This window comes from Paraburkholderia lebeckiae, assembly GCF_014201005.1.
Lineage (GTDB): Bacteria > Pseudomonadota > Gammaproteobacteria > Burkholderiales > Burkholderiaceae > Paraburkholderia > Paraburkholderia tuberum.
This window is the reverse complement of record NZ_JACHDK010000041.1, coordinates 1-21,812: the sequence shown is the minus strand read 5'-3', so window position 1 is coordinate 21,812 and position 21,812 is coordinate 1. Positions and strand designations below refer to the sequence as shown.

Below are 21,812 nucleotides of genomic sequence, written 5' to 3'. Positions count from 1 at the left end.
GATTGCCCGTGTGAAAGTAGGTAATCGTCAGGCTCCCCCCCACGTCAGAAACCCCACCCGCCGCGGTGGGGTTTTTGCGTTTACGCGGCCGACTTCGGCAGAGATGACGTTTCGGAGACAATCGAGCCGCCACAATTCGACAATACGACGCCGGAAAGTGCGTGCGTCAACTCTCTTTCAATTGTTCGCGCTATGCTCACGTATTCCTTTCGGAAGCGCTGGCATCGAACGACCAATGAAATCAGATCTGGCAATGCAAACCTACGGCGCGGATTCGTCGGGTATGGTCTGCGGTTTCCGGTTTTCGCCGACGCTCGCCGGGCGGCCGATCGACGCGGACGAAGTCATCGACTGGTTCCGCGAGCGCGAGGACGATTCCGGCACTAGCGCAACGGACGCTGGCGAGTTTCTATGGCTTCACTTCAATCTCGCGCATAGCGCGAGCGAGCGCTGGATGCGGTCACAACTCGATCTGCCGGAAACTTTTTTCGACGCCTTGCGCGAAGGCTCGCATTCGACGCGGATCGAGCACGCGGACGGCGCACTGCGCGCGGTCGTCAACGACGTCATGTTCAACCTCGAATTCATCCCGTCAGAAATCGCGACGCTGTGGATCTACGCACATAAGCGGCTCATCGTGACGGCGCGGCTGAAGCCGCTGCGCTCGGTCGACCGTTTGCGCGCGTCGGTGCGCGAAGGTGAAATATTCAGGTCGCCTGCCGAGCTGCTAGTTCATCTGATGCGCGACCAGGCCGACCTGCTCGTGCAGATCGTCCGCCGAACCAGTGCGGACGTCGATCGAATCGAGGATCGTTTTCTGTCGCAACGGCCGACGCAAAACCGCCTGGACCTCGGCGCGATGCGTCGCACGCTGACACGCCTGCAACGCATGCTGGCACCCGAACCGGGCGCGATTTTCCGCTTGCTGGCGAGGCCGCCTCGCTGGCTTCACGCGGAAGACGTGCAAGATCTGCGTGAATCGACGGAGGAGTTCTCGGTCGTGCTTTCGGACGTAGCGGGATTGATCGAGCGGGTCAGATTGCTGCAGGAAGAAATCATCTCGCGCCTCGAGGAGCAGAACAACCGGACGCTATTTACGCTGACGCTCGTCACGGTGCTGGCGATGCCGATCAATATCGTCGCCGGTTTCTTCGGCATGAACGTCGGTGGCATTCCGCTCGCCGAGAACAAGCATGGTTTCTGGCTGATGGTGGTGCTGGTCGCCGGCTTTACCGGGCTGACAGGCTGGTGGGCGTTTCGCCGCAGAAGGGAGCGCTAGAAGGCGCGGCAGATCTGACCCGCTTTTTACGAGGCCAAACCCGCCGGCGTGATCGAAGCCCGAACATGCCCGTCTTCGAATACGTTTCGCAGCGATTCAAAAATGGCAGGTACTCGTCGATTACGCGAGTGCGTTATTCGAGCGCGGCAGCCGGCCCAAAGAACTCACTGCGATTCCGGCACGTCGATCGCCTTCAGGCCTTTCTTGATCGCCTTCATGAACGAACGCGACGGGCCCGAGGAAATACACGTCGACATCGCGCGTTTCCGGCAACCACTTCCTCAGATTCGTTTCGTCGACGTAGCCGAGCGCGTGCGCTTCGGCATCGCCATCACGGCGCTCCTCGTAGCAATAGAAGCGCTTCAGTTGAGGATGGCGTGCGGCTAATGCATCGATTGCGCCGCGGAATGCATGCACGCCACCATGACGGGCCGCGTGAATGAAATGCATCGTACGATTGGTCTTCAGCGCGGCCTGCAGCATCGCCATCGTCGGCGTAATGCCAACACCGCCGCTGATCAGCACCAACGGCTTGTCGCCAAGCTGCAGCGTAAATTCTCCGGACGGCGCGGGCGGTCACCGAGTTCGAACGCAATCCCGTTTTCGAAGCGCTGATCCGCAACAGGCAGAGCTGGGCCGCGGTCGCGCGAGAGCTGGGGCTGGACCGGGCGAATCTGAATCGGCTGGCTAAACGGCTCGGGCTCAAATAAGCGAACAGGCGCAGGGGTGCCGTCGCGGCCCGGCACTAAGGTCAAGCCACATCGAATCGCCAATCGCGCTGACAACAGATCGTCGGCGCCGCTCGCTGGGTTTAACGTCTTAACGAAAAACAAAGGCCCGCTTCGGAAAATCGAACTTCGCGGAACGCAGCGCGTCGGTCATAGTGGGCCCTAACGAGGACCAACACACTGAATCTGGAGACTCCGTCATGTCCGCTGCCCCAGAGAAACTCGACGATTGGCTCAACAAGCAGGCGGTGGCCGAAGACGACATCACCGCGTTTCCATTGAAGGCGCTTGCCGCCACGCTCGATCGCGAGGAAAGCGGTAACACCGTGCCGCCGTTGTGGCACTGGCTGTACTTTCTGCCGGTCACGCCGCTATCCGAAGTCGGTCCCGACGGACATCCGAAGCGTGGCGGTTTTCTGCCGCCCGTGCCACTGCCGCGCCGCATGTGGGCTGGCGGCCGGCTCACGTTTCATGCGCCGCTGAAGATCGGCGAGCATGCGCGGCGCACGTCGACGATCGCCAATATCGAGGACAAGACCGGCCGCTCGGGCCGCCTCGTGTTCGTCACCGTGCAACATACGATCGAAGTCGATGGCGAGTTGAAGCTCGAAGAGGAGCACGACATCGTCTATCGCGACGCGCCGCAGGAGGGCGCGCGGCCGCAACAGCCGGCGCCCGCGCCCGAAGACGAAACATGGCGCCGCATGATCGACGCCGATGCCGTGATGCTGTTCCGCTACTCGGCGCTGACTTTCAACGGCCATCGCATTCACTACGACCATCCTTATGTCACGCAGGTCGAAGGCTATCCGGGCCTCGTCGTGCATGGCCCGCTGATCGCGACGTTGTTGGTCGATCTCGTGCGCCGAGAACTGCCGCAAGCGACGCTGCAAAGCTTCGCGTTTCGCGCGCTTCGCCCCACGTTCGCGGACCTGCCGTTTGTGGTATGCGGCAAGCCCGCCGCCGACGGCAAGACCATCGACCTGTGGGCGAAAGACCACGAAGGTTATCTGACCATGCGCGCGACCGCCGCGCTCGCCTGAATTCCGCGAGACTCGACTATGCAAACCACGCAACACGATTCGTTCGAGGACATTCGCGAAGCCGTGCGCGATCTGTGTCAGCAGTTTTCCGGCGAGTACTTTCGCAAGATCGACGAGGCGCGCGGCTATCCGGAAGAGTTCGTCGACGCGCTGACGAAGGCCGGCTGGCTCGCCGCGCTGATTCCGCAGGACTTCGGCGGCTCGGGGCTCGGGCTCACGGAAGCGTCGGTGATCATGGAGGAGATCAATCGCGCGGGCGGCAACTCGGGCGCGTGCCACGGGCAGATGTACAACATGGGCACGCTGCTGCGGCACGGTTCGGAAGAACAGAAGCGCAAGTATCTGCCGAAGATCGCGAACGGCGACCTGCGTTTGCAATCGATGGGCGTGACCGAGCCGACCACCGGCACCGATACGACGAAGATCAAGACGACCGCAGAGCGGCGCGGTGACCGTTACGTGATCAACGGTCAGAAGGTGTGGATCTCGCGCGTGCAACACTCGGACCTGATGATTCTGCTTGCACGCACCACTTCGCTCGCGGACGTGAAGAGGAAATCGGAGGGCATGTCGATCTTCATCGTCGATCTGCGCGAGGCGATCGGTCATGGCCTGACCGTGCAGCCGATTCTGAACATGATCAATCACGAGACCAACGAGCTCTTTTTCGACAACCTCGAAATTCCGGCCGAGAATCTGATCGGCGAGGAAGGGCAAGGCTTCAAATACATTCTCGATGGCCTGAACGCGGAGCGCACGCTGATCGCCGCGGAATGCATCGGCGACGGTTACTGGTTTGTCGATAAAGTCACCGAATACGCGAAGGAACGCGTCGTGTTCGGCCGGCCGATCGGACAGAACCAGGGCGTGCAGTTTCCGATCGCGCGCTCGTTCATCAACGTCGAGGCAGCGAGCCTGATGCGCTTCGAAGCGGCACGTCGTTTCGACGCACATCAACCGTGCGGTGCGCAGGCGAATATGGCGAAGCTGCTCGCGGCGGATGCGTCGTGGGAAGCGGCCAATGCGTGCCTGCAATTTCACGGCGGCTTCGGCTTCGCGTGCGAGTACGACGTCGAGCGCAAGTTTCGTGAAACGCGTCTGTATCAAGTCGCGCCGATATCGACCAATCTGATTCTCTCGTACGTGGCCGAGCATATCCTCGGGCTGCCGCGTTCGTTCTGACCCGCTGGCGGACATCATGAGACCACTCGACGGTATCAAGGTCATCACGCTCGAACACGCGATTGCCGCGCCGTTCTGCACGCGTCAACTGGCCGATCTCGGGGCGCGCGTGATCAAGATCGAACGGCCCGGTGTCGGCGATTTCGCGCGCGGCTATGACGAACGCGTGCATGGGCTGTCGTCGCACTTCGTGTGGACCAATCGCTCGAAGGAGAGTCTTTCGCTCGACCTGAAGCAGCCCGCGGCGGCCGAGATTCTCGATGCGTTGGTTGCCGATGCCGACGTGCTCGTGCAGAACCTCGCGCCAGGCGCGGCCGAACGGCTTGGCCTCGGCTACGACACATTGAGCCACAAGTATCCGAAGTTGATCGTCTGCGATATTTCCGGCTATGGTGCGGACGGTCCGTATCGCGACAAGAAGGCGTACGACCTGTTGATTCAAAGCGAGTCCGGCTTCCTGTCGATCACCGGTTCGCCCGGCGCGCCAGCGAAAGCGGGCTGTTCGATCGCCGATATCGCGGCGGGCATGTACGCGTATTCGAACATCCTGAGCGCGCTGTTGCAGCGTGGACGCACAGGACGCGGTTGCCGCATCGATGTATCGATGCTCGAGAGCATGGTCGAGTGGATGGGTTATCCGCTCTACTACGCGATCGACGGTCAGTCGCAGCCCGCGCTTGCGGGCGCCGCGCATGCAACGATCTATCCTTATGGCCCGTTTCCCGCTGGCGACGGCAAGACGGTCATGCTTGGCCTGCAGAACGAACGCGAATGGAAGCTGTTCTGCGAGCGCGTGCTCGAACGGCCTGAACTGGCAACCGACGAACGCTTCGCATCGAATTCGAAACGCACTGCGGCGCGCGACGCCTTGCGCGAGGTGATCGTCGCGGCGTTCGCGGAGCAGAGCGCGGCGCACGTGATCGATCGACTCGATGAGGCAGGCATCGCGAACGCGCAGATGAATACGCTCGCCGACGTGTGGGCGCATCCGCAACTGAAGGCGCGCGAGCGCTGGCAGGAAGTCGGCACGGCAAAGGGGACGATACCGGCATTGCGGCCGCCCGGTCTGCCTTCCGACCTCGAGCCGCGAATGGACCCTGTGCCCACGCTTGGTCAACATACGGAAGCAATTCTGCGTGAGCTTGGCTACGACAATGGGCGTATCGACGCGCTGCGCGCGGCGGGCACGATCTGATTCGGTAACGACCCCATGAACGACCATCCCAGTCTCACGCTTGCCACTTTCGCCGCGCAACTCGACTTCGACCGCATCCCGCCCGAGGTCGTCGAGCGTACCGTCAACCTGTACGTCGATTGGCTGGGCTCGGCGCTGGCCGGCAAAGGCGCGCGCCCGGTCGAGACGATCGCGCGGTTCGCACGCGCGGCAGCCGGGGCGACGAACGGAGGCCTCTGCGAGGTGCTGATCGACCGCGGTCGCACCACGCCGTATTTCGCCGCGATGATCAACGGCGCGGCATCGCATTTCGCCGAACAGGACGATGTGCACAATGGCTCGGTGTTTCATCCTGCGACCGTGGTGTTTCCGGTTGCGCTAGCGTTGGCACAGGCAAAGCGAGCGTCGGGGCGCGACTTCATCGCGGCGGCGGTGGCGGGATACGAGGTCGGCATTCGCATCGGCGAATTTCTCGGGCGCTCGCACTACAAGGTGTTTCACACCACGGGCACGGTCGGCACGGTCGCGGCCGCGGCAACGGCGGGACGCTTGCTGGGTTTGTTGCCGTCGCGGATGCTCGATGCGTTCGGCTCGGCGGGCACGCAGGCGAGCGGCCTATGGGAATTTCTGCGCGACGCCGCCGACTCGAAGCAACTGCACACCGCGATGGCCGCCGCGAACGGCCTGATGGCCGCGCAACTCGCCGCCGACGGCTTCAAGGGCGCGACGCACATTCTCGAAGGCGTTCAGGGCATGGCCGCGGGCATGTCGAGCGACGCCGATCCGGCGCACCTCGTCGATCGGCTTGGCAGCCGCTGGGCGACCGCGGAGACGTCGTTCAAGTATCACGCGGCGTGCCGCCATACGCATCCGGCCGCCGATGCGCTGCTCGCCGTCATGCAGACGCATCGTTTCGCGCCGCGCGACATCGCGAAGGTCGTCGCGCACGTGCATCAAGGCGCGATCGATGTCCTCGGTCCCGTGGTCGCGCCGCGCAGCGTACATCAGGCGAAGTTCAACATGGGCACAGTGCTCGGGCTGGTCGCGCATCACGGCTATGCCGGCGTGACCGAATTCGAGCAGGGTTTCGACGCGAGCGAGATCGCCGCGTTTCGCGACAAGGTCACAATGGCGCTCGACGCTGAAGTTGACGCCGCCTATCCCGCACGCTGGATCGGCAAGATCACGGTGACGACGACCGACGGCCGCGTGTTCGATGGGCGTGTCGATGAGCCGAAGGGCGATCCAGGCAATACCTTGTCGCGCGACGAGATTGCGACGAAGCTGCATCGGCTGGCGGCGTTTTCGGGTGCTGCTAGCGAAGAGGAGGCGGCGCAACTGCTTCGCCGCGCATGGCGTATTGCCGAAGAGAAGCAGATTGGCTCGGTATTCGATGCAACTTCGCGCACGATGGTGGCGGCATGAGCGCGTTGCCCCGGTCGTATCTGTTCGTGCCTGGAAATCGGCCTGAGCGGTTTGACAAGGCCTATGCGGCCGGCGCGGATGCGGTGATTCTCGATCTGGAAGACGCGGTGCAGCCGGATCAGAAGGTGCCGGCGCGTGCGGCCGTTGTGGCCGCGGTGTCGGCTAACGCATCGCGGGCCGCCTGGGTGCGTATCAATGGCTTGGATACGCCATGGTTTCCAGATGACGTTGCGGCGCTCGTTGGGCAGACCGGCGTCGCCGGAATCGTGCTGCCGAAGGCTGAGACGCGCGAACAGATCGGCGCGGTACTGGCCAACGCGCATTCGGCGTTGAGCGTGCTGCCGATTGTCGAGACTGCGCGCGGGTTCGCGAATCTTGCGGAGTTATGCAGCGCGCCGCGCGTGCTACGGATCGTGTTCGGTACGCTGGATTTTCAGATTGATCTCGGCATCGATGGGGATGGCGAGGAGTTGCATCTGTTTCGCTCGCAGATCGTGCTTGCGTCGAGGCTGGCTGGCATTGGTGCGCCGGTGGATGGCGTGTCGACGACCATTACCGATGCTGATGCGGTGCAAGCTGATGCGCGGCGCGGCCGGCGGTTCGGTTTCGGCGGCAAGCTTTGCATTCATCCGAAGCAGATCGAACCGGTGCATCGCGCGTATGCATGGAGTGACGCCGAGGTGGAGTGGGCGCAACGGGTGCTGGCGGCTGTCGAGGCGAGCCATGGCGCCACGGTTGTCGTGGATGGGAGGATGGTCGATATGCCGGTGATTCTGCGGGCGCGGAGGGTTGTGGGTGAGTCCGAAAGTTTCTGACAATGCGGTTTTCCGTTGCGCCTTCATAGCAGGATTCCTATATATCGAGAGAGCGAGCGTGCTCAGGGCATCCGGTTGAGCGGAAAGTTTCGGTGTCGCAACGTTGTCGGTAAAGAAGATCTGTTCCTCTCAGCACGTCAAAAAATACCCTCCCGATGAGTACTATTCAAAATCCAGTTCTGCGCGGCTTCAACCCGGATCCTTGCGTGTGCCGTGGCACGGATGCGTGGTATATCGCGGTTTCAACGTTTGAATGGTATCCGGGCGTTCTCATTTACGAATCAAAAGATTTCGTCAACTGGGAACTCAAGGCCACGCCTCTCAACAGGCTATCGCAATTGAACCTGATCGGAGAGCAGCCGTCCGGAGGCATATGGGCGCCAGCCCTCTCCTATCACGACGGTCTTTATTGGCTCGTCTATACCGACACCAAGGCATGGAAAGGCGAGCAGAAGATCTCCCCGCTTCGTGACATGCACAACTACCTCGTAACTGCCCCGGACATCACCGGACCCTGGTCGGAGCCCGTGCATCTCGTGTCCGGTGGATACGATCCATCCCTGTTCCACGACGAATCTGGCAAAAAGTGGCTCGCCTATATCCGGCGCGATTTCAGAGGTATCTACGAAGACCTGTTCGTCGGAATCGTGCTGCGGGAATACTCGGTGCAGGAGGAAAAGCTGATCGGCGAAGAGCACGTCATCTATAAAGGCGCCAACCTCAAGACCGATTACTTCATGAAATGTCAGATCTACGAGGCTCCGCATTTGCTGAAGAAGGGAGACTGGTACTACCTGATCACAGCGGAGGGGGGCACAGGCTATACACATGCAACGTGTGTATCCAGGTCCCGCGACATTTTCGGTCCATACGAGCTTCATCCTGATACGCCGATGCTCACGTCGCGCGACGCGAATGGACGGATTCAGCGGACCGGCCACGGCAATCTGGTCGAGGGTCCCAACGGCCAGTGGTACATGACGTACCTCGGATCGAGACCAATCGATGCGCACACGAAGCGCTCGCCGCTAGGCCGTGAAACCTGTGTCGCACCTATCGAATGGCATGCCGACTGGCCCCGTCTCGCCAGTGGCGGAGTGATTCCCGCCGAATCTTTTGCGATCGGCTCGGATATCGAGCAAAGGCTCGACAGCAGTTGGATGATCGATTTCGGACAACGTGCCGCGCTGCCCCTGGAACTGCAGAGTCTGCGCATCCCCATCGGCGACGACTGGTGCAATCTTCACGAACGTCCGGGCTATCTGCGCATCAGGGGGCAAGAGTCGCCGACTTCGCGGTTCCATCAAAGCTTGTTGGCCTGTCGCATCCGTGACTGGCAGTTCGAAGTCGAAACCGCGCTGGAATTTTCACCCGAGTCATATCTGCACATGGCTGGGCTCATGGCGCGTTACGACGAGAACACCTTCTACTATCTGTTCGTCACGCGCGACGACGACGGCACAAAAATCCTGTCCTACATGGAAATGGATGCCGGCAGCTTCGCCTACTGCAATCGACTGGCGACGCTGCCCGAGGCCACCGGGATCGACCTGCGGATTCGCGTCGTGGACGCGAAACTGCGCTTCTTCTATCGCTTGACGCACGGTGACTGGAAGGACCTTGAACTGGAAAAGGATTTCACGAAACTCAGCGATGAATATGCAACCCCCATCGGCTTCACGGGGGCATTCGCGGGTATCACCGTCAACGACATGCTTGGCTTTCGCGAGCCTGCCGATTTCAAGTCGTTTTCGTACCGCCAATTGATCGGCTAAAGCTCGGACTTCGTGTCATCGCTGTCCTTTAATAATAAGGAAGATCTCATGCGCTTTCGTTGGAGACATCGCTACCTCGTGCTGCTTATTTTGTTCGCAATCTATCTGCTCTGTTACATGGACAGAATGATCATGGCAGCGGCTATTCCATTCATTGCGTCCGAGTTTCATCTGTCCGCGATGGAAATGGGTGGAATCCTGAGCGCGTTCTTCTTTAGCTACGCGCTATGTCAGATCCCGGCTGGCCTGCTTGCAGACAGATTCGGTCCGCGGCTGATGACGACGATCGGCATCACCTGGTGGACGATTTTCACCGCGCTTACCGGACTGTGCAATTCGCTCGGCTTGATGCTGGTGGTGCGGGTCGCGTTCGGCATCGGCGAAGCGCTCTTTCCTCCCGCCGCGTTCAAGACACTGTCGGCATGGTTCCCAAAGCGCGAAGTGGGACGGGCAACCGGGCTGATGATGACCACTAATGCGCTGGGACCCGCATTGGCGCCGCTGTTCGTGGCGGCCGTGATGGCCGCGTGGGGATGGCGCGCGATTTTCACGAGTCTGTTCATACCCGGTGTCGCGATGGCCGTATTCGGCTGGATCTATATCAGAAACAGCCCGAAAGACAGCAAGCACGTTTCGAAGATCGAATTGGAGGAAATCGGTACCAGCGAAAAGTCTTTGTCTGCCTATGCCGGTAAAGCAGATTTTGCTGGTTTGGTGAAAACGCCGCTGGTCTGGTGGTGCTTCGTCACCTTGTTCGTTTTCAGCATCGCCTCGTGGGGCATCATGAGCTGGTTCCCGACGTATCTGCTGAAAGCGCGCGGCCTTTCGACGGCCAGAATGGGCATTATGGCGTCGGTGCCATTTCTCGTCGGCACGATTGCCTATTGCATCACGGGCTTTCTTTCCGACAAGTTCTTCCGCAATCGTCGCGAATTGCTTGTCGTCCTCGGCTGCGTCGTGGCCGCCATCTTTGCCTATCTGACGGCCCATGCGGAGACCGCGGAAACGGCGGTGTTCTGTCAGACGATCGGCTACTTCTTCTCAACCATGGCCGGCTGTTCGCTGTACACCATCCCGAACGTCGCGCTGCCGAACAAGGTCGTCGGGTCGGCAATCGGCTTTGTCAATGCGGCGGGTCAGCTGGCAGGATTTCTTTCCCCGCTGATCGTCGGCTACATCCTGACCAGGACGAATGACGACTTCAATGTCGTATTCCACCTCTTCGTCGGCTGCTTCCTGTTGGCTTCGGTTTCCGCCTGGTTCATCAATACGAGGACGGACCGCAGCGACTCTGTCGCGCGGAGCGCCGGCGCAGAAGTGCCCGTGCAGAACCGGACAGCGGAATAAATGGCGGGACGGGGCTTGAGCCCGCGATAATGCCGGCTCAGTCACCGGCTTTGGGCAACGACTCGATCAGTTCATGGATGCGCATCCTGAACTCGAAGTCGAGTTCATCGCGCCGCAAGCTGCTCGACACGGCCGTGGTGACGGTCGCCGGCGCCGTCGTACATCGCGCGACTGGGGCGATTGATCAATCTCTTTCCCGACTGGCCTGATGAGCGCTATCCCCTCTACGCGTGCTATCGGTCACGGCATCACATGCCGGCGAAGACGCGTGCCTTTCTGGACTTCGTTGTCGAGTTGGCGAACGCTCACTAGCGAGCAGCCGTTACCCAAACGGCTTGCATTAATCGACCTCGACGCGCGGCCGCCTTTCGGGTATGCAAATCGCTTTTTTGCCATTCCCTTAATCAAACCGGAACACTCACCTCCAAAAAGCCCAATTCCCAGCCCACGTCACCTGTCGCACTCTTGAAGCCAACGGCCCTGCACGATCCGACAACGGCCGTTCAGCGCTCTGCCCCGAGCCGCCGCATCGAACGAAGGCGGTCTCGCAGAACTGTTCCGCGCTCGCGCCTCTCGCCCGCGCGCAGCCTAAAAAGACAGGAGACACAATTTGCCAGCCCCCATCAACTCCGGCGCCCGCCTCGACCGCCTGCCGATCACCCGCTTCCACTGGAACATCCTCGGCCTGATCGGCGCGGGTGCTTTCCTCGACGCCTTCGACATCTATCTCGCCAACGGCGCGCTCGCGGCGATGGTCAAAACCGGCTTCACCGATCTCCGCCTCGGCTCGTTCTTCATCTCCGCGACCTTCATGGGCATGATGATCGGCGCGGGGCTGTCAGGCTATCTCGGCGACCGCTTCGGTCGACGCTATTCGTATCAGGCCAATCTCGCGATCTTCGGCATCGCATCGCTCGCCGCCTGCTTCGCGCCGGACATCTACTGGCTGATCCTGCTGCGCTTCGTCATGGGCATTGGCCTTGGCGCCGAACTCGTGGTCGCGGCCGGCACGCTGTGTGAGTTCGTGCCACCCGCCACACGCGGCCGCTGGACCGCGCTGCTCGCGCTGATCATCAACTCCGGTCTGCTCGGCGCGACCGCAGTCGGCTATTGGGTAATTCCACATCTCGGCTGGCGCTACATGTTCGCGATCGCGGGGGTTGGCGCGATGGTCGTGTGGTTCCTGCGGCATCGGATGCCGGAGTCGCCGCGCTGGCTCGAAACGGTCGGCCGGCTCGAAGAGGCGGAGGCCACCGTCTCGGCGATCGAGCGACAGGTCGAGGCGCGTGTCGGCAAGCTGCCGCCGGTTTCGCGCGTGGTCAGTCACGAGGTGCCGGCCGCGCCGTTCTCGGCGCTGTTCGCGCGCGGCATGATCGGCCGCACGCTGGTCGCCGCGCTGACCTGCATGGCGATCAACATGTCGCTGTACGGTTTCGTCGCGTGGCTGCCGACGTTCTTCGTCAAGGAAGGCCTGACCATCGTGCAGTCGCTCGGCTTCGTGCTGCTGATGTCGTTCGGTGCGCCCGCCGGCGCTGTCGTCGGTTATCTCGTGACGGACCGCCTGGGGCGACGCAACGGCATCGTGCTGTTTTCGCTTGCAACGATCGTGCTCGGCTTCGTCTACGTGCAGATGCGCGCACCAGTGCCGATCGCGGTCGTCGGTTTCGCGCTCGTCACGACGATCTACACGGTCTGCACGCTCGGCCTGTTCGGCTATATCCCCGAGCTGTTTCCGACCGCGCATCGCTTGCGCGGCACCGGCGTGGCCGGCACGTGCGGCCGCGCGGCGTCGATGTCGACACCCTACGTCGCGCTGCTGCTCTACACGGAGTTCGGCGTGACGGGTGTGCTGACGATGGTCGGTGGCGTGCTGTTGTTGCTGAGTATCGCGATTCTCGCGCTGCGCATCGAAACGAGTCAGCAGACGCTCGAAGAGATTTCGCCCGATGCCGAGCTGATACCGCAAGCGGAGATGATGCGAGAGTCGGCTTAAGCCGTGCGCGCATCAAGGTGATCTGTCGATTCGGATCTTTCCCCGGCTAAATTTTCGCTGCACACGGTTAAGATGAAAGTTTGATTTGCGCATGCTTCGCTAGCAGCTTTCATCATGCACTTCGATTTCGTCGATTTACGCCTGCTCCTGCATATCGCCGACACGCGCAACCTCGCGCGTGCGGCGGAGCGTTCTCACCTGTCGGCGCCGGCCGCCAGCAACCGGGTCAAGAATCTCGAGGAGCAGCTCGGCATCAAGCTGCTCTATCGAACCAGCCAGGGCGTGACGCCTACACCCGCGGGCGAAGCCTTCGTGCATCACGCGCGGCTCGTGCTCGAACGCGTCGAGCATCTGGCCGGCGACATGCAGGAGTATGGCGAGGGCATCAAGGGCCACGTGCGCATCTGGGCCAACACGACCGCGATCAGCGAGTTTCTGCCGGCCGTGCTGAGCCGTTTTCTGCGCGATCACCCGGACGTGAACATCGATCTGCGCGAAGTGCTGAGCGGCGAGATCGTCAAGGGCGTCGCCGACAGCGCGACCGATATCGGCATCGTCGCGGGCAATGTGCATGCCGAGCATCTGCAGATGCTGCCATATCGCGACGATCGGCTCGTGCTGGTTACGTCGTGCGAGCATCCGTTCGCGAGGCAAGCGTCGGTCGATTTTTCGCAGGTGCTGAACGCGAACTTCGTGAGCCTGCCGACGTCGAGCGCGATTCACGCGTTCATCACGAGTGCCGCCGATGCGCTCGGCGCGCGTCTCAAACTTCGCATCCAGGTCGGCAACTTCGAGGCCGCGTGCCGGATGATCGAGGCGGGTGTCGGAATCGGCATCGTGCCGGAGTCGGTCGCGCTGCGGCACAGAAAGACGATGCAGATCGCGATCGTCGGCCTGAACGATCCGTGGGCCGAGCGCAAGCTGAAGATCTGCGTGCGCAGTCTAAAGGACTTGCCGCCGTTCGCGCGTGTGCTGGTCGACCGGTTGATGGCGGTGCTGCAGGAGAACGGCGCGCCAGATGCTTGACGCGCGGGCGTGACACCCGCCCAAAGTCTGACGAAGTTTCCTTCTGGAAACAGCGCCGCCTTTTGTCAACCGGTATTTCACTCTCCAAGCATCTCCTTGCGAGCACAAAAACCCGCGTGTATAGTTTCCGAACTTACTCTTGTTTCGTATCGGAAATTAAAGGGGTTCACATGGACGCGTCCACTATCCTCGCCCATCTCGGCATTGCCCAAGCCGCGCAAGCCGGCGATATCGCCGTTCATTCACCGATCACCGGCGAGCTCATCGGCCGTGTGGCCAGCCAGACGGCGGTCGAGGTCGACGCGGCGCTCGCCCGGGCCAAAGACGCGTTTGCCGTGTGGCGTAACGTGCCGGCACCGCGCCGCGGCGAGCTGGTGCGGCTGCTCGGCAATCGGCTGCGCGAACAGAAGCAGGCGCTCGGCAGCCTCGTCTCGCTGGAGACGGGCAAGATCCTGCAGGAAGGCATGGGCGAAGTGCAGGAAATGATCGACATCTGCGATTTCGCGGTCGGTCTGTCGCGTCAGCTGTACGGTTTGACGATCGCGTCCGAGCGCCCGGGTCATCGGATGGCAGAGTCGTGGCATCCGCTCGGCACCTGCGTCGTGATCTCGGCGTTCAATTTCCCGGTGGCCGTCTGGTCATGGAATGCGGCGCTCGCGCTGGTGTGCGGCAACGCGGTGATCTGGAAGCCGTCGGAAAAGACGCCGCTCTCGGCACTGGCCGTGAACAGGATTCTCGAAGACGCGCTGAAGGAATTCGGCGACGCGCCAGCCGGCCTGGCCGCGTTGATCAACGGCGGACGCGACGTGGGTGAAAAGCTCGTGGCCGATCCGCGCGCGTCGATCGTCAGCGCGACGGGCAGCACGGAAATGGGTCGCAAGGTTGGCGTCGAAGTGGCGAAGCGCTTTGGCCGCTCGCTGCTCGAACTCGGCGGCAACAACGCCGGCATCGTCACGCAGACGGCCGACCATGAACTCGCGATGCGCGGCATCCTGTTCTCGGCGGTCGGCACGGCCGGTCAGCGCTGCACGTCGTTGCGGCGTCTGTTCGTGCACGACAGCGTGTACGAGAAGACCGTCGAGCGTCTGAAGCAGTTGTATAGCCGCGTGCCGATCGGCAATCCGCTCGAAAAGGGCACGCTGATGGGGCCGCTGATCGACCGTCAATCGTTCGACCGCATGCAGGAAGCGCTGCAGCAGGCGAAGGCCGAGGGCGGCAAGGTGTTCGGCGGCGAGCGAGTCGAAGTGAAGGGTTATGAGGGCGGCTACTACGTGCGTCCGGCCATCGTCGAGATGCCGTCGCAAACGTCCGTCGTGCTGAAGGAAACGTTCGCGCCAATTCTGTACGTGCTGCGCTATGCCGATTTCGCCGATGCGGTCGAGGCGAACAATGCAGCGCATCACGGCTTGTCGTCGTGCGTGTTCACAAGCGACCTGCGCGAAGCGGAACGCTTCGTGTCCGCGTCGGGCAGCGACTGCGGCATCGCGAACGTCAACATCGGACCGAGCGGCGCGGAGATCGGCGGTGCGTTTGGCGGCGAGAAGGAAACGGGCGGCGGGCGCGAGTCGGGTTCGGATGCGTGGAAGGCTTATATGCGTCGCGCGACCAATACCGTGAACTACTCGTCGGCGTTGCCGCTTGCGCAGGGTATCGACTTCAATCTCGACTGAGCGCGCAAGTGTGACGTCGTGAACGATGGCGGCGCATCGCGTTGATGCCGGTGCGCCGCCGTCGCCGTCCGGCGCGCCCCAGCCGCGCGTTCCAGATAGCAATCCGTTTGCGCCGCCCGGCGTTCCGGAGCGGCCACGTTACTCGTGGAGTAAGACGTGAGTTCGAAAGTCGTGATCGTGGGCGGTGGGGTGATCGGCAGTTCGATTGCGTATTTCTTGCGGCTGTCCGATCCGACAGTCGGCGTCACGGTAATCGAGCGCGATCCGACCTATGCGCGTTCGTCGTCGGCCTTGTCGGCGGCGTCGATCCGGCAGCAGTTTTCTACGCCGCTTTCCATTCAGATGTCGCTGTTCGGCATCGAGTTTCTTCGCTCGATCGGCGAGCGGCTCGAAGTCGACGGCACCCGGCCCTCAATCGATCTGCACGAAGGCGGCTACCTGTTTCTCGCGACACCTGCCGGTGAAGCGACGCTGCGCGAGAATCACGCGCTGCAAAAAAGCCTCGGCGCGGATATCAGCCTGCTCGACACGCATGGCTTGCAAGCGCGCTTCCCTTGGCTCAATACCGACGACCTCGTTGCCGGCGCCTATGGCGAAAGCGGCGAGGGCTGGTTCGACGGCTACGGTTTAGTACAGGCGCTGCGCAAGAAAGCGCAGGCGCTCGGCGCGCGCTATGTCGCGGCAGACGTCACCGCGCTGCATCGCGAGGGCAATCGCGTCACGCAGGTGCAAACCGCGAACGGTGAGACCTACGTTTGCGACGTCGTCGTCAACGCGGCCGGCGCATGGTCGCGCAAGGTCGCACAGATGGTCGGCATCGATCTGCCCGTCTATGCGCGGCGGCGCAGTATCTTCAACGTGACGTCGCCGGCAAAGCTTGAACGCTGTCCGCTGCTGATCGATCCGAGCGGCGTGTACTTCCGGCCTGAAGGCAATTCGTATCTCTGCGGCACGTCGCCGTCGGCCGATAACGATCCCGACGATCTACCGCTCGATGAAGTCGATCACGTGCTATTCGACGACGTGATCTGGCCGACGCTCGCCAATCGCGTGCCGCAATTCGAGGCGCTGCGCGTGCAGAACTGCTGGTCCGGCTATTACGAATACAACCTGCTCGATCAGAACGCGATCATTGGCTACCACCCGGATATCGATAACTGCATTTTCGCGAACGGGTTCAGCGGCCACGGTTTGCAGCAAGGGCCGGCAACCGGACGCGGCATCAGCGAATTGATTCTGCATGGCCACTATGCGACGCTCGATCTCAGTTCACTAAGCTTTGCGCGCGTGCTCGAAAACCGGCCGATCATCGAAAAGAACGTGGTGTAGCGCCTTATATGGCCCGATGCGCGGGTCGCCAAGCAGACCGTCGGTCTATGCAGCGCGCCTTGGACTCAGGCGATTGCCGCCGAGTACCTCGCGAGCGGCGCGCTGGAGCGGCATCTGCCGCGCATTGTCGATGCGTATTCCGTCAAATGCCGCGCGCTATGCGATGCGCTCGACACGCATTTCTCGCGGCACATCGCATTTCATCGTCCGGCCGGCGGCATGTTCGTGTGGGCGCGTCTGAACGCGGCACGCGATGCGTCCGACTATCTGCGTGTGCATCGAACAGAACGTGATGATCGTGCCGGGTGTCGCGTCTTACCAGGGCGCGGCCGATAGGGCTGCGCTGCGTCTGTCGTTTGCCGCGCCGGGTGTAGCGGAGATTGAAACCGGCGTGCACCGAATGAACCGCGCGCTCGAGCAGTACTTCGACGAGCAATAAATCCTGATTGCATCAACACAATCAGTGGAATGCGGCAGATTACCCGGCGAGCATCTAATGTGCAGCCGGGTTTTTTTATCCAAACGCCAAAAACTGTGGCGATTTAACAGAATTCACCGCATTCCTTATTAATCGCGAATCGCGTTGAGTTCGAATACGCAATCGTTTTCGTCCGCGCGTGCCGTTCTATGAGACCGACCGTGGCAAGCCGCAGATGAGGTCGCCCGGGATTGCCACGTCGAACAGCGCGTACGCGCGAGTGGACCCCTCAAATGATTGCCCCCAATGAAATCGTTATTGCACGCCTTAATTTCAAGATTATGCAATTTGAATAAATTCGGGTGTTTGCCAAATCTTGTAATGGAAGTCGTCGATTTATATGCGGAAATGCCATTTATAAAGATAAGAAACCGTGTAATTATCGTGTTTGCCGGCTGACCTCCGTTTTGCGTGATTCCCGGAATGTCTGAAAGACAGGTTTTACCCGGGTTCGCGCCACACGAGTCGGCCTTCGCACGGGAAAGCACCGTCGCCCGTCGCGTTCGCCCACGCATGCCGCATACGAGTGCCGCACGAGAATGCGTGAGTGGGCCACAAAAACGTTAAATGAGGAAAAGAGGGCAACGCAATGAATTCACTCGACGAGAAGCGGCCGCTGCTGATCTACGAGGGCACGCTCGGCGACCTCTACGGCATCTTTTTCAGAAACCTTCTGCTGCAAATCGTGACGCTCGGTATTTACCGCTTCTGGGCGACCACGAACAATCGCCGCTATGTCTGGTCGCGCATGCGGTTTCAGGACGAGCGCTTCGAGTACACGGGCACGGGGGGCGAGCTATTCAAGGGCTTTCTGTTCGCGATCGTGGTCTTGTTCAGCGCGGTTTTCGCGGCTGGCGCGCTAAGCGTGGTCTTGCGCATGCTGACGAAAAGCGCGGCACTCGGTTCGCTGCCTGTCATCGCGTTGTATCTGCTGATCGTCGTACTCGCGGCGGGCGCGTTTTTCGGCGCGCAGCGCTATCGGCTGAGCCGGACGCAGTGGTGCGGTATTCGCGGCGGCATGACCGGCTCGGCGCTCGGCTTCGGCGTGCGTGCGTTGCTGTACGCGCTGTTGTGCGTTGTCACGCTTGGCCAGATGACGCCGTGGACATCGATGCGTCTGACGGAGTGCCGCATCAACGCGAGCAGCTTCGGTAGCCTGGCGTTTCGCTTCAAGGGGCGCGCGTGGGTCGTCTACGGTCTGTTCCTCGTTACGTTCGTCGGCGTGGTCGTGTTGTTCGCGGTGCTGTTCATGGTGTTTCTGAAGGGCGCTCTCGCATCGATGCATGTCGGCCATGTGCCGGGGGCGAGTACGGCGCCATCGCGGGCCGCGCTCGGATCGCTGTTTTTGTTTTATGCGCTGTTCTCCATCGGCACGATGCTGATCCGCGGCTTCTATGTCGCCGCGCTGACGCGCCACGTGATGGGCAATACGTCGCTCGGCTCGCAATTGCATTTCGGCAGTAACGTCAGCGTGGCGCGTCTGCTCAGTTTGCAGTGCGGCAACCTTGCGATCATCGTGTTCACGCTCGGCTTTGGCGCGCCAATCGTGCTGCATCGGCTGATGCGCTTTGCCGTCGACACGCTTCAGGTTTCCGGCTACATCGATCCGCATATGCTGGGGCAAAGCACCGTGGCGGCGCCGCTGACCGGCGAGGGCATGCTGAATCTGCTCGATCATGGTGGCGCCTTCTGAGATTGGACTCGCGTTGAGAGCGGGGCAATGGGCGGGGGGCGCACGATTTGCGGCAAGTAATGGGGCACGCGACTCATCGAAGGCGCGAGCGCGAAACGCAGTGCGCTCAATGAGTTAGCGCAGTCATGCGCAGGTTGTCCACAAGCTTGTTCCCAAAATCTGTGGACAACAGGGGGCAGCGAAGCGGAGAACTCGCGCCTGAAGAATTGTGGAAAGGTACAGCACAAAAGCAAACAGCGGGACTCACCGTAGACCGGTTCATCCCGCTGCTTGTGTATGACGATGTGGCGGCTTGCCGTGCAGCGCGCACGACAAGCGTGGCAAACGCTTATCGGTCGAGGAACGACTTCAGACGGTCCGCGCGGCTCGGATGCATGAGCTTACGCATCGCCTTGCTCTCGATCTGACGGATCCGCTCGCGGGTCACGTCGAACTGCTTGCCCACTTCTTCAAGCGTGTGATCCGACTTCGTATTGATGCCGTAGCGCATGCGCAGCACCTTCGCTTCGCGCGGGGACAGCGAGTCGAGCGCGTCGTCGATTGCGGCACGCAGGTCTGCCTGCATCGCGGCATCCGCAGGCGACGACACGCCAGCGTCTTCGATCATGTCGCCCAGCGTCGCATCGCCGTCGTCGCCGACCGGCGTTTCGAGCGATACGGGTTGCTTCGCAATCTTCAGAATGCCGCGCACCTTCTCTTCCGACAGTTCCATGCGTTCCGCGAGCACCGCAGGATGCGCTTCCTGGCCGGTCTGCTGCAGGATCTCGCGCGAAATGCGGTTCAGCTTGTTGATCGTTTCGATCATGTGCACCGGCACGCGGATCGTACGCGCCTGATCGGCGAGCGAACGAGTGACGGCCTGACGGACCCACCACGTCGCGTACGTCGAAAACTTCCAGCCACGACGGTATTCGAACTTGTCCACGGCCTTCATCAGACCGATGTTGCCTTCCTGGATCAGGTCGAGGAACAGCATGCCGCGGTTCACGTACTTCTTCGCGATCGAGATCACGAGACGCAGGTTCGCCTCGATCATCTCGCTCTTGGCCTTGCGCATCTTCGATTCGGCCGCAACCATCTGGCGGTTGATTTCTTTCAGATGCTTGAGCGGCAGCGACACCGTCGCTTCGATGTCGATCAGCTTCTGCTGCTCGGACTGGATGGCCGGCAGATGACGCTCGAGCGCCGCTCCATAGGTCGACGCGCCGGTGCGCGCAGCACGCTCGGTCCAGCCGAGGTCGGCCTCGCTACCCGCGAACGTTTCGATGAACTTCTCGCGCGGCATGCCGGCCTTCGAGACGACGATCTGCAAAATGTTGCGCTCGATCGCGCGCACTTGCGCGACCTGGTGCTGCACGTCGCCGCACAAACGGTCGATCGTGCGTGCGGTGAAGCGGATCTTCGCGAGGTGCTGCTGAATGTCTTCGCGTGCGCGCAGATAGGCCTTCGACGTGACGTCGCCGCGCGTGTGGGACGCGTTCATCTGGTCGTACAGAATGCCGACCTGGGCGAAGATTTCGAGGCAGTCGCTCGTGAGCTGCTTCAGGCGAGCTTCGTCCGCCGCCGTCGAATCGGCCGGACCGACGTCGTCGTCTTCTTCGTCTTCGCTGTCTTCGTCGGCGTCGCTGTCTTCATGGGCATCCGTATCGGCGCTCGCGGCTTCTTCCGCGGCGGCCGTCTCTTCATTCAGGCCGTCGACGAGTTCGTCGATGCGCAGCTCGCCGTCGGCAACCTGCTGCGCGCTCGCGAGGATCGCGGAGATCGCGAGCGGGCACGCGGCGATCGCCTGCACCATTTCGTGCAGGCCGTCTTCGATGCGCTTCGCAATCGCGATTTCGCCTGCGCGGGTGAGCAGCTCGGTCGCGCCCATTTCGCGCATGTACATACGCACGGGGTCGGTGGTGCGGCCGAACTCGGAGTCGACGGTCGACAGCGCGACTTCGGTTTCCTCGTCCGCCTGGTCGTCCGACACCACGGCGGGGGAATTCGAGTTGAGCAGCAGCGTTTCCGCGTCCGGGGCCTGCTCGTAGACCTGCACGCCCATGTCGCTGAACGCGCTGACGATGCTGTCGATCGCGGCGGTTGCGGTGAAGTTGTCGGGCAGGTGGTCGTTGATCTGCGCGTGGGTCAGGTAGCCTTGCTCTTTACCCAGCTGGATCAGTGCGCGCATCAGGCGCTGGCGTTCTTCGGCTTGTTGCGGCAGCAGCTCGGCTGCCACGGGGATCGCTTTGCCGGCGCCCTTGCCTTTGGCCGAACGGCCGGACGGAACTTTGGCAGTGAAGGCGGTGGTGTCGTGTTGCGAATCTTCGCGATCAAAAGGGTTCACGTAATTTCCTCTAGAGGCTTCGCTATGAGACGCAAGACGCTACCGTCAGGCGTTTCGAGCAGGGCTCAGCATCACCTGATGTGACTCAACGCGGTTGTTGGGCTGTGCTCTGGGGAGCAAAAAAGATGAGCCCGCTCGAAGCGGGCCGATGGACATGCGAAATTTTGCGCGGCTCGCATTATATACGAGCTTGGGGGTTCGCGCTCATGCGTGCACATCAAATCATCGCCGCTGTTGTCGCAGGCATGCGTGAGGCTACGCAGGTGCATAGTCCGAGGCCATGCGCGCGACCTAACCTAGATGGGGGCGAGTTGCTCCTTGCGCAAGGGGGCTCCATGTCGTATTCGTGTATATGGAGTCGTATCCTCGCATGCTGTCCCCAAAAGAAATTCGCAGAAGGGGCTTGACGCGTTGTCGACCGCTCTCCATAATCTCGTTTCTCTGCTGCAGACGCAGCGACGCAAACGAAGCAGTGCCGGGTAGGAGTGGTTCAGGCGCGGCGGGTTTGGCGGACCGATCTTTAAAAACT

At 61.5% G+C, this 21,812-nt stretch carries 15 protein-coding genes and 3 pseudogenes; 16 read left to right on the top strand and 2 right to left on the bottom strand.

The features are described from left to right. The first annotated feature begins 235 nt into the window (after positions 1–235). A complete protein-coding gene (locus tag HDG39_RS33430) occupies positions 236–1,279 on the top strand; it encodes a transporter (protein ID WP_018420732.1) in 1,044 nt (347 codons plus the stop codon). Between the two features lie 133 nt (positions 1,280–1,412). Here HDG39_RS33430 and HDG39_RS33425 read toward each other — a convergent pair. Continuing rightward, positions 1,413–1,846: pseudogene (locus tag HDG39_RS33425) on the bottom strand (NO-inducible flavohemoprotein); the annotation flags it as partial. A 361-nt stretch (positions 1,847–2,207) separates the two neighbouring features. Here HDG39_RS33425 and HDG39_RS33420 point away from each other — a divergent pair. The 15 genes and pseudogenes from HDG39_RS33420 to HDG39_RS33355 all read left to right on the top strand — a co-directional run bounded on the left by HDG39_RS33420 (position 2,208) and on the right by HDG39_RS33355 (position 18,957). Continuing rightward, positions 2,208–3,050: an HTD2 family dehydratase gene (locus HDG39_RS33420; protein WP_184012426.1), complete on the top strand. Its 843-nt coding sequence runs from the start codon at positions 2,208–2,210 to the stop codon at positions 3,048–3,050. Between the two features lie 18 nt (positions 3,051–3,068). Further along, positions 3,069–4,232 (top strand): acyl-CoA dehydrogenase family protein, encoded by a 1,164-nt coding sequence (locus HDG39_RS33415; RefSeq protein WP_184012424.1) that lies wholly within the window; start codon positions 3,069–3,071, stop codon positions 4,230–4,232. Positions 4,233–4,248: 16 nt separating this feature from the next. Then, the gene (locus HDG39_RS33410) at positions 4,249–5,427 is read left to right on the top strand and encodes a CaiB/BaiF CoA transferase family protein (RefSeq protein ID WP_184012422.1); all 1,179 of its coding nucleotides are present in this window, start codon (positions 4,249–4,251) and stop codon (positions 5,425–5,427) included. Positions 5,428–5,442: 15 nt separating this feature from the next. Further along, entirely contained in the window at positions 5,443–6,831 is a 1,389-nt protein-coding gene (locus tag HDG39_RS33405) for an MmgE/PrpD family protein (protein ID WP_184012420.1), read from the top strand. Continuing rightward, complete coding sequence (locus HDG39_RS33400) at positions 6,828–7,646, top strand: HpcH/HpaI aldolase/citrate lyase family protein (protein WP_184012418.1); 819 nt, start codon at positions 6,828–6,830, stop codon at positions 7,644–7,646. The genes HDG39_RS33405 and HDG39_RS33400 overlap by 4 nt, the downstream gene beginning before the upstream one ends. A 155-nt stretch (positions 7,647–7,801) precedes the next feature. After that, positions 7,802–9,421 (top strand): glycoside hydrolase family 43 protein, encoded by a 1,620-nt coding sequence (locus tag HDG39_RS33395; protein WP_184012416.1) that lies wholly within the window; start codon positions 7,802–7,804, stop codon positions 9,419–9,421. 48 nt (positions 9,422–9,469) lie between these two features. Then, complete coding sequence (locus HDG39_RS33390; RefSeq protein ID WP_184012415.1) at positions 9,470–10,768, top strand: MFS transporter; 1,299 nt, start codon at positions 9,470–9,472, stop codon at positions 10,766–10,768. A 29-nt stretch (positions 10,769–10,797) separates the two neighbouring features. Next, on the top strand, positions 10,798–10,977 hold the full coding sequence (locus HDG39_RS35995) for a hypothetical protein (protein WP_184012413.1): 180 nt from the start codon (positions 10,798–10,800) through the stop codon (positions 10,975–10,977). Further along, positions 10,943–11,080, top strand: a pseudogene (locus tag HDG39_RS35990) (LysR family transcriptional regulator); the annotation flags it as partial. The gene HDG39_RS35995 and the pseudogene HDG39_RS35990, both read left to right, overlap by 35 nt. Positions 11,081–11,378: 298 nt before the next feature. Further along, positions 11,379–12,761, top strand: coding sequence for an MFS transporter (locus tag HDG39_RS33380; RefSeq protein ID WP_184012411.1), 1,383 nt, complete (start codon positions 11,379–11,381; stop codon positions 12,759–12,761). A gap of 114 nt (positions 12,762–12,875) precedes the next feature. After that, complete coding sequence (locus HDG39_RS33375) at positions 12,876–13,787, top strand: LysR family transcriptional regulator (protein WP_184012409.1); 912 nt, start codon at positions 12,876–12,878, stop codon at positions 13,785–13,787. 170 nt (positions 13,788–13,957) lie between these two features. Beyond that, positions 13,958–15,457, top strand: a complete 1,500-nt coding sequence (gene amaB / locus HDG39_RS33370; RefSeq protein ID WP_184012407.1) for an L-piperidine-6-carboxylate dehydrogenase — start codon at positions 13,958–13,960, stop codon at positions 15,455–15,457. 156 nt (positions 15,458–15,613) lie between these two features. Then, entirely contained in the window at positions 15,614–16,786 is a 1,173-nt protein-coding gene (locus HDG39_RS33365) for an NAD(P)/FAD-dependent oxidoreductase (RefSeq protein ID WP_184012405.1), read from the top strand. Positions 16,787–16,810: 24 nt separating this feature from the next. Further along, positions 16,811–17,225: pseudogene (locus tag HDG39_RS35500) on the top strand (aminotransferase class I/II-fold pyridoxal phosphate-dependent enzyme); the annotation flags it as partial. A 628-nt stretch (positions 17,226–17,853) separates the two neighbouring features. Continuing rightward, positions 17,854–18,957, top strand: a complete 1,104-nt coding sequence (locus HDG39_RS33355; protein ID WP_184012403.1) for a YjgN family protein — start codon at positions 17,854–17,856, stop codon at positions 18,955–18,957. Between the two features lie 328 nt (positions 18,958–19,285). Here HDG39_RS33355 and rpoD read toward each other — a convergent pair whose 3' ends face one another. Continuing rightward, the gene (rpoD, locus tag HDG39_RS33350) at positions 19,286–21,283 is read right to left on the bottom strand and encodes an RNA polymerase sigma factor RpoD (RefSeq protein ID WP_184012401.1); all 1,998 of its coding nucleotides are present in this window, start codon (positions 21,281–21,283) and stop codon (positions 19,286–19,288) included. Positions 21,284–21,812: the final 529 nt, after the last annotated feature.

Coding starts and splice junctions, on each gene's coding strand:
- HDG39_RS33375 (WP_184012409.1), top strand. CDS start 12,876: ATGCACTTCGATTTCGTCGATTTACGCCTGCTCCTGCATATCGCCGAC.
- amaB (WP_184012407.1), top strand. CDS start 13,958: ATGGACGCGTCCACTATCCTCGCCCATCTCGGCATTGCCCAAGCCGCG.
- HDG39_RS33420 (WP_184012426.1), top strand. CDS start 2,208: ATGTCCGCTGCCCCAGAGAAACTCGACGATTGGCTCAACAAGCAGGCG.
- HDG39_RS33395 (WP_184012416.1), top strand. CDS start 7,802: ATGAGTACTATTCAAAATCCAGTTCTGCGCGGCTTCAACCCGGATCCT.
- HDG39_RS33430 (WP_018420732.1), top strand. CDS start 236: ATGAAATCAGATCTGGCAATGCAAACCTACGGCGCGGATTCGTCGGGT.
- HDG39_RS33355 (WP_184012403.1), top strand. CDS start 17,854: ATGAATTCACTCGACGAGAAGCGGCCGCTGCTGATCTACGAGGGCACG.
- HDG39_RS33415 (WP_184012424.1), top strand. CDS start 3,069: ATGCAAACCACGCAACACGATTCGTTCGAGGACATTCGCGAAGCCGTG.
- HDG39_RS33390 (WP_184012415.1), top strand. CDS start 9,470: ATGCGCTTTCGTTGGAGACATCGCTACCTCGTGCTGCTTATTTTGTTC.
- HDG39_RS35995 (WP_184012413.1), top strand. CDS start 10,798: ATGCCGGCTCAGTCACCGGCTTTGGGCAACGACTCGATCAGTTCATGG.
- HDG39_RS33405 (WP_184012420.1), top strand. CDS start 5,443: ATGAACGACCATCCCAGTCTCACGCTTGCCACTTTCGCCGCGCAACTC.
- HDG39_RS33400 (WP_184012418.1), top strand. CDS start 6,828: ATGAGCGCGTTGCCCCGGTCGTATCTGTTCGTGCCTGGAAATCGGCCT.
- HDG39_RS33410 (WP_184012422.1), top strand. CDS start 4,249: ATGAGACCACTCGACGGTATCAAGGTCATCACGCTCGAACACGCGATT.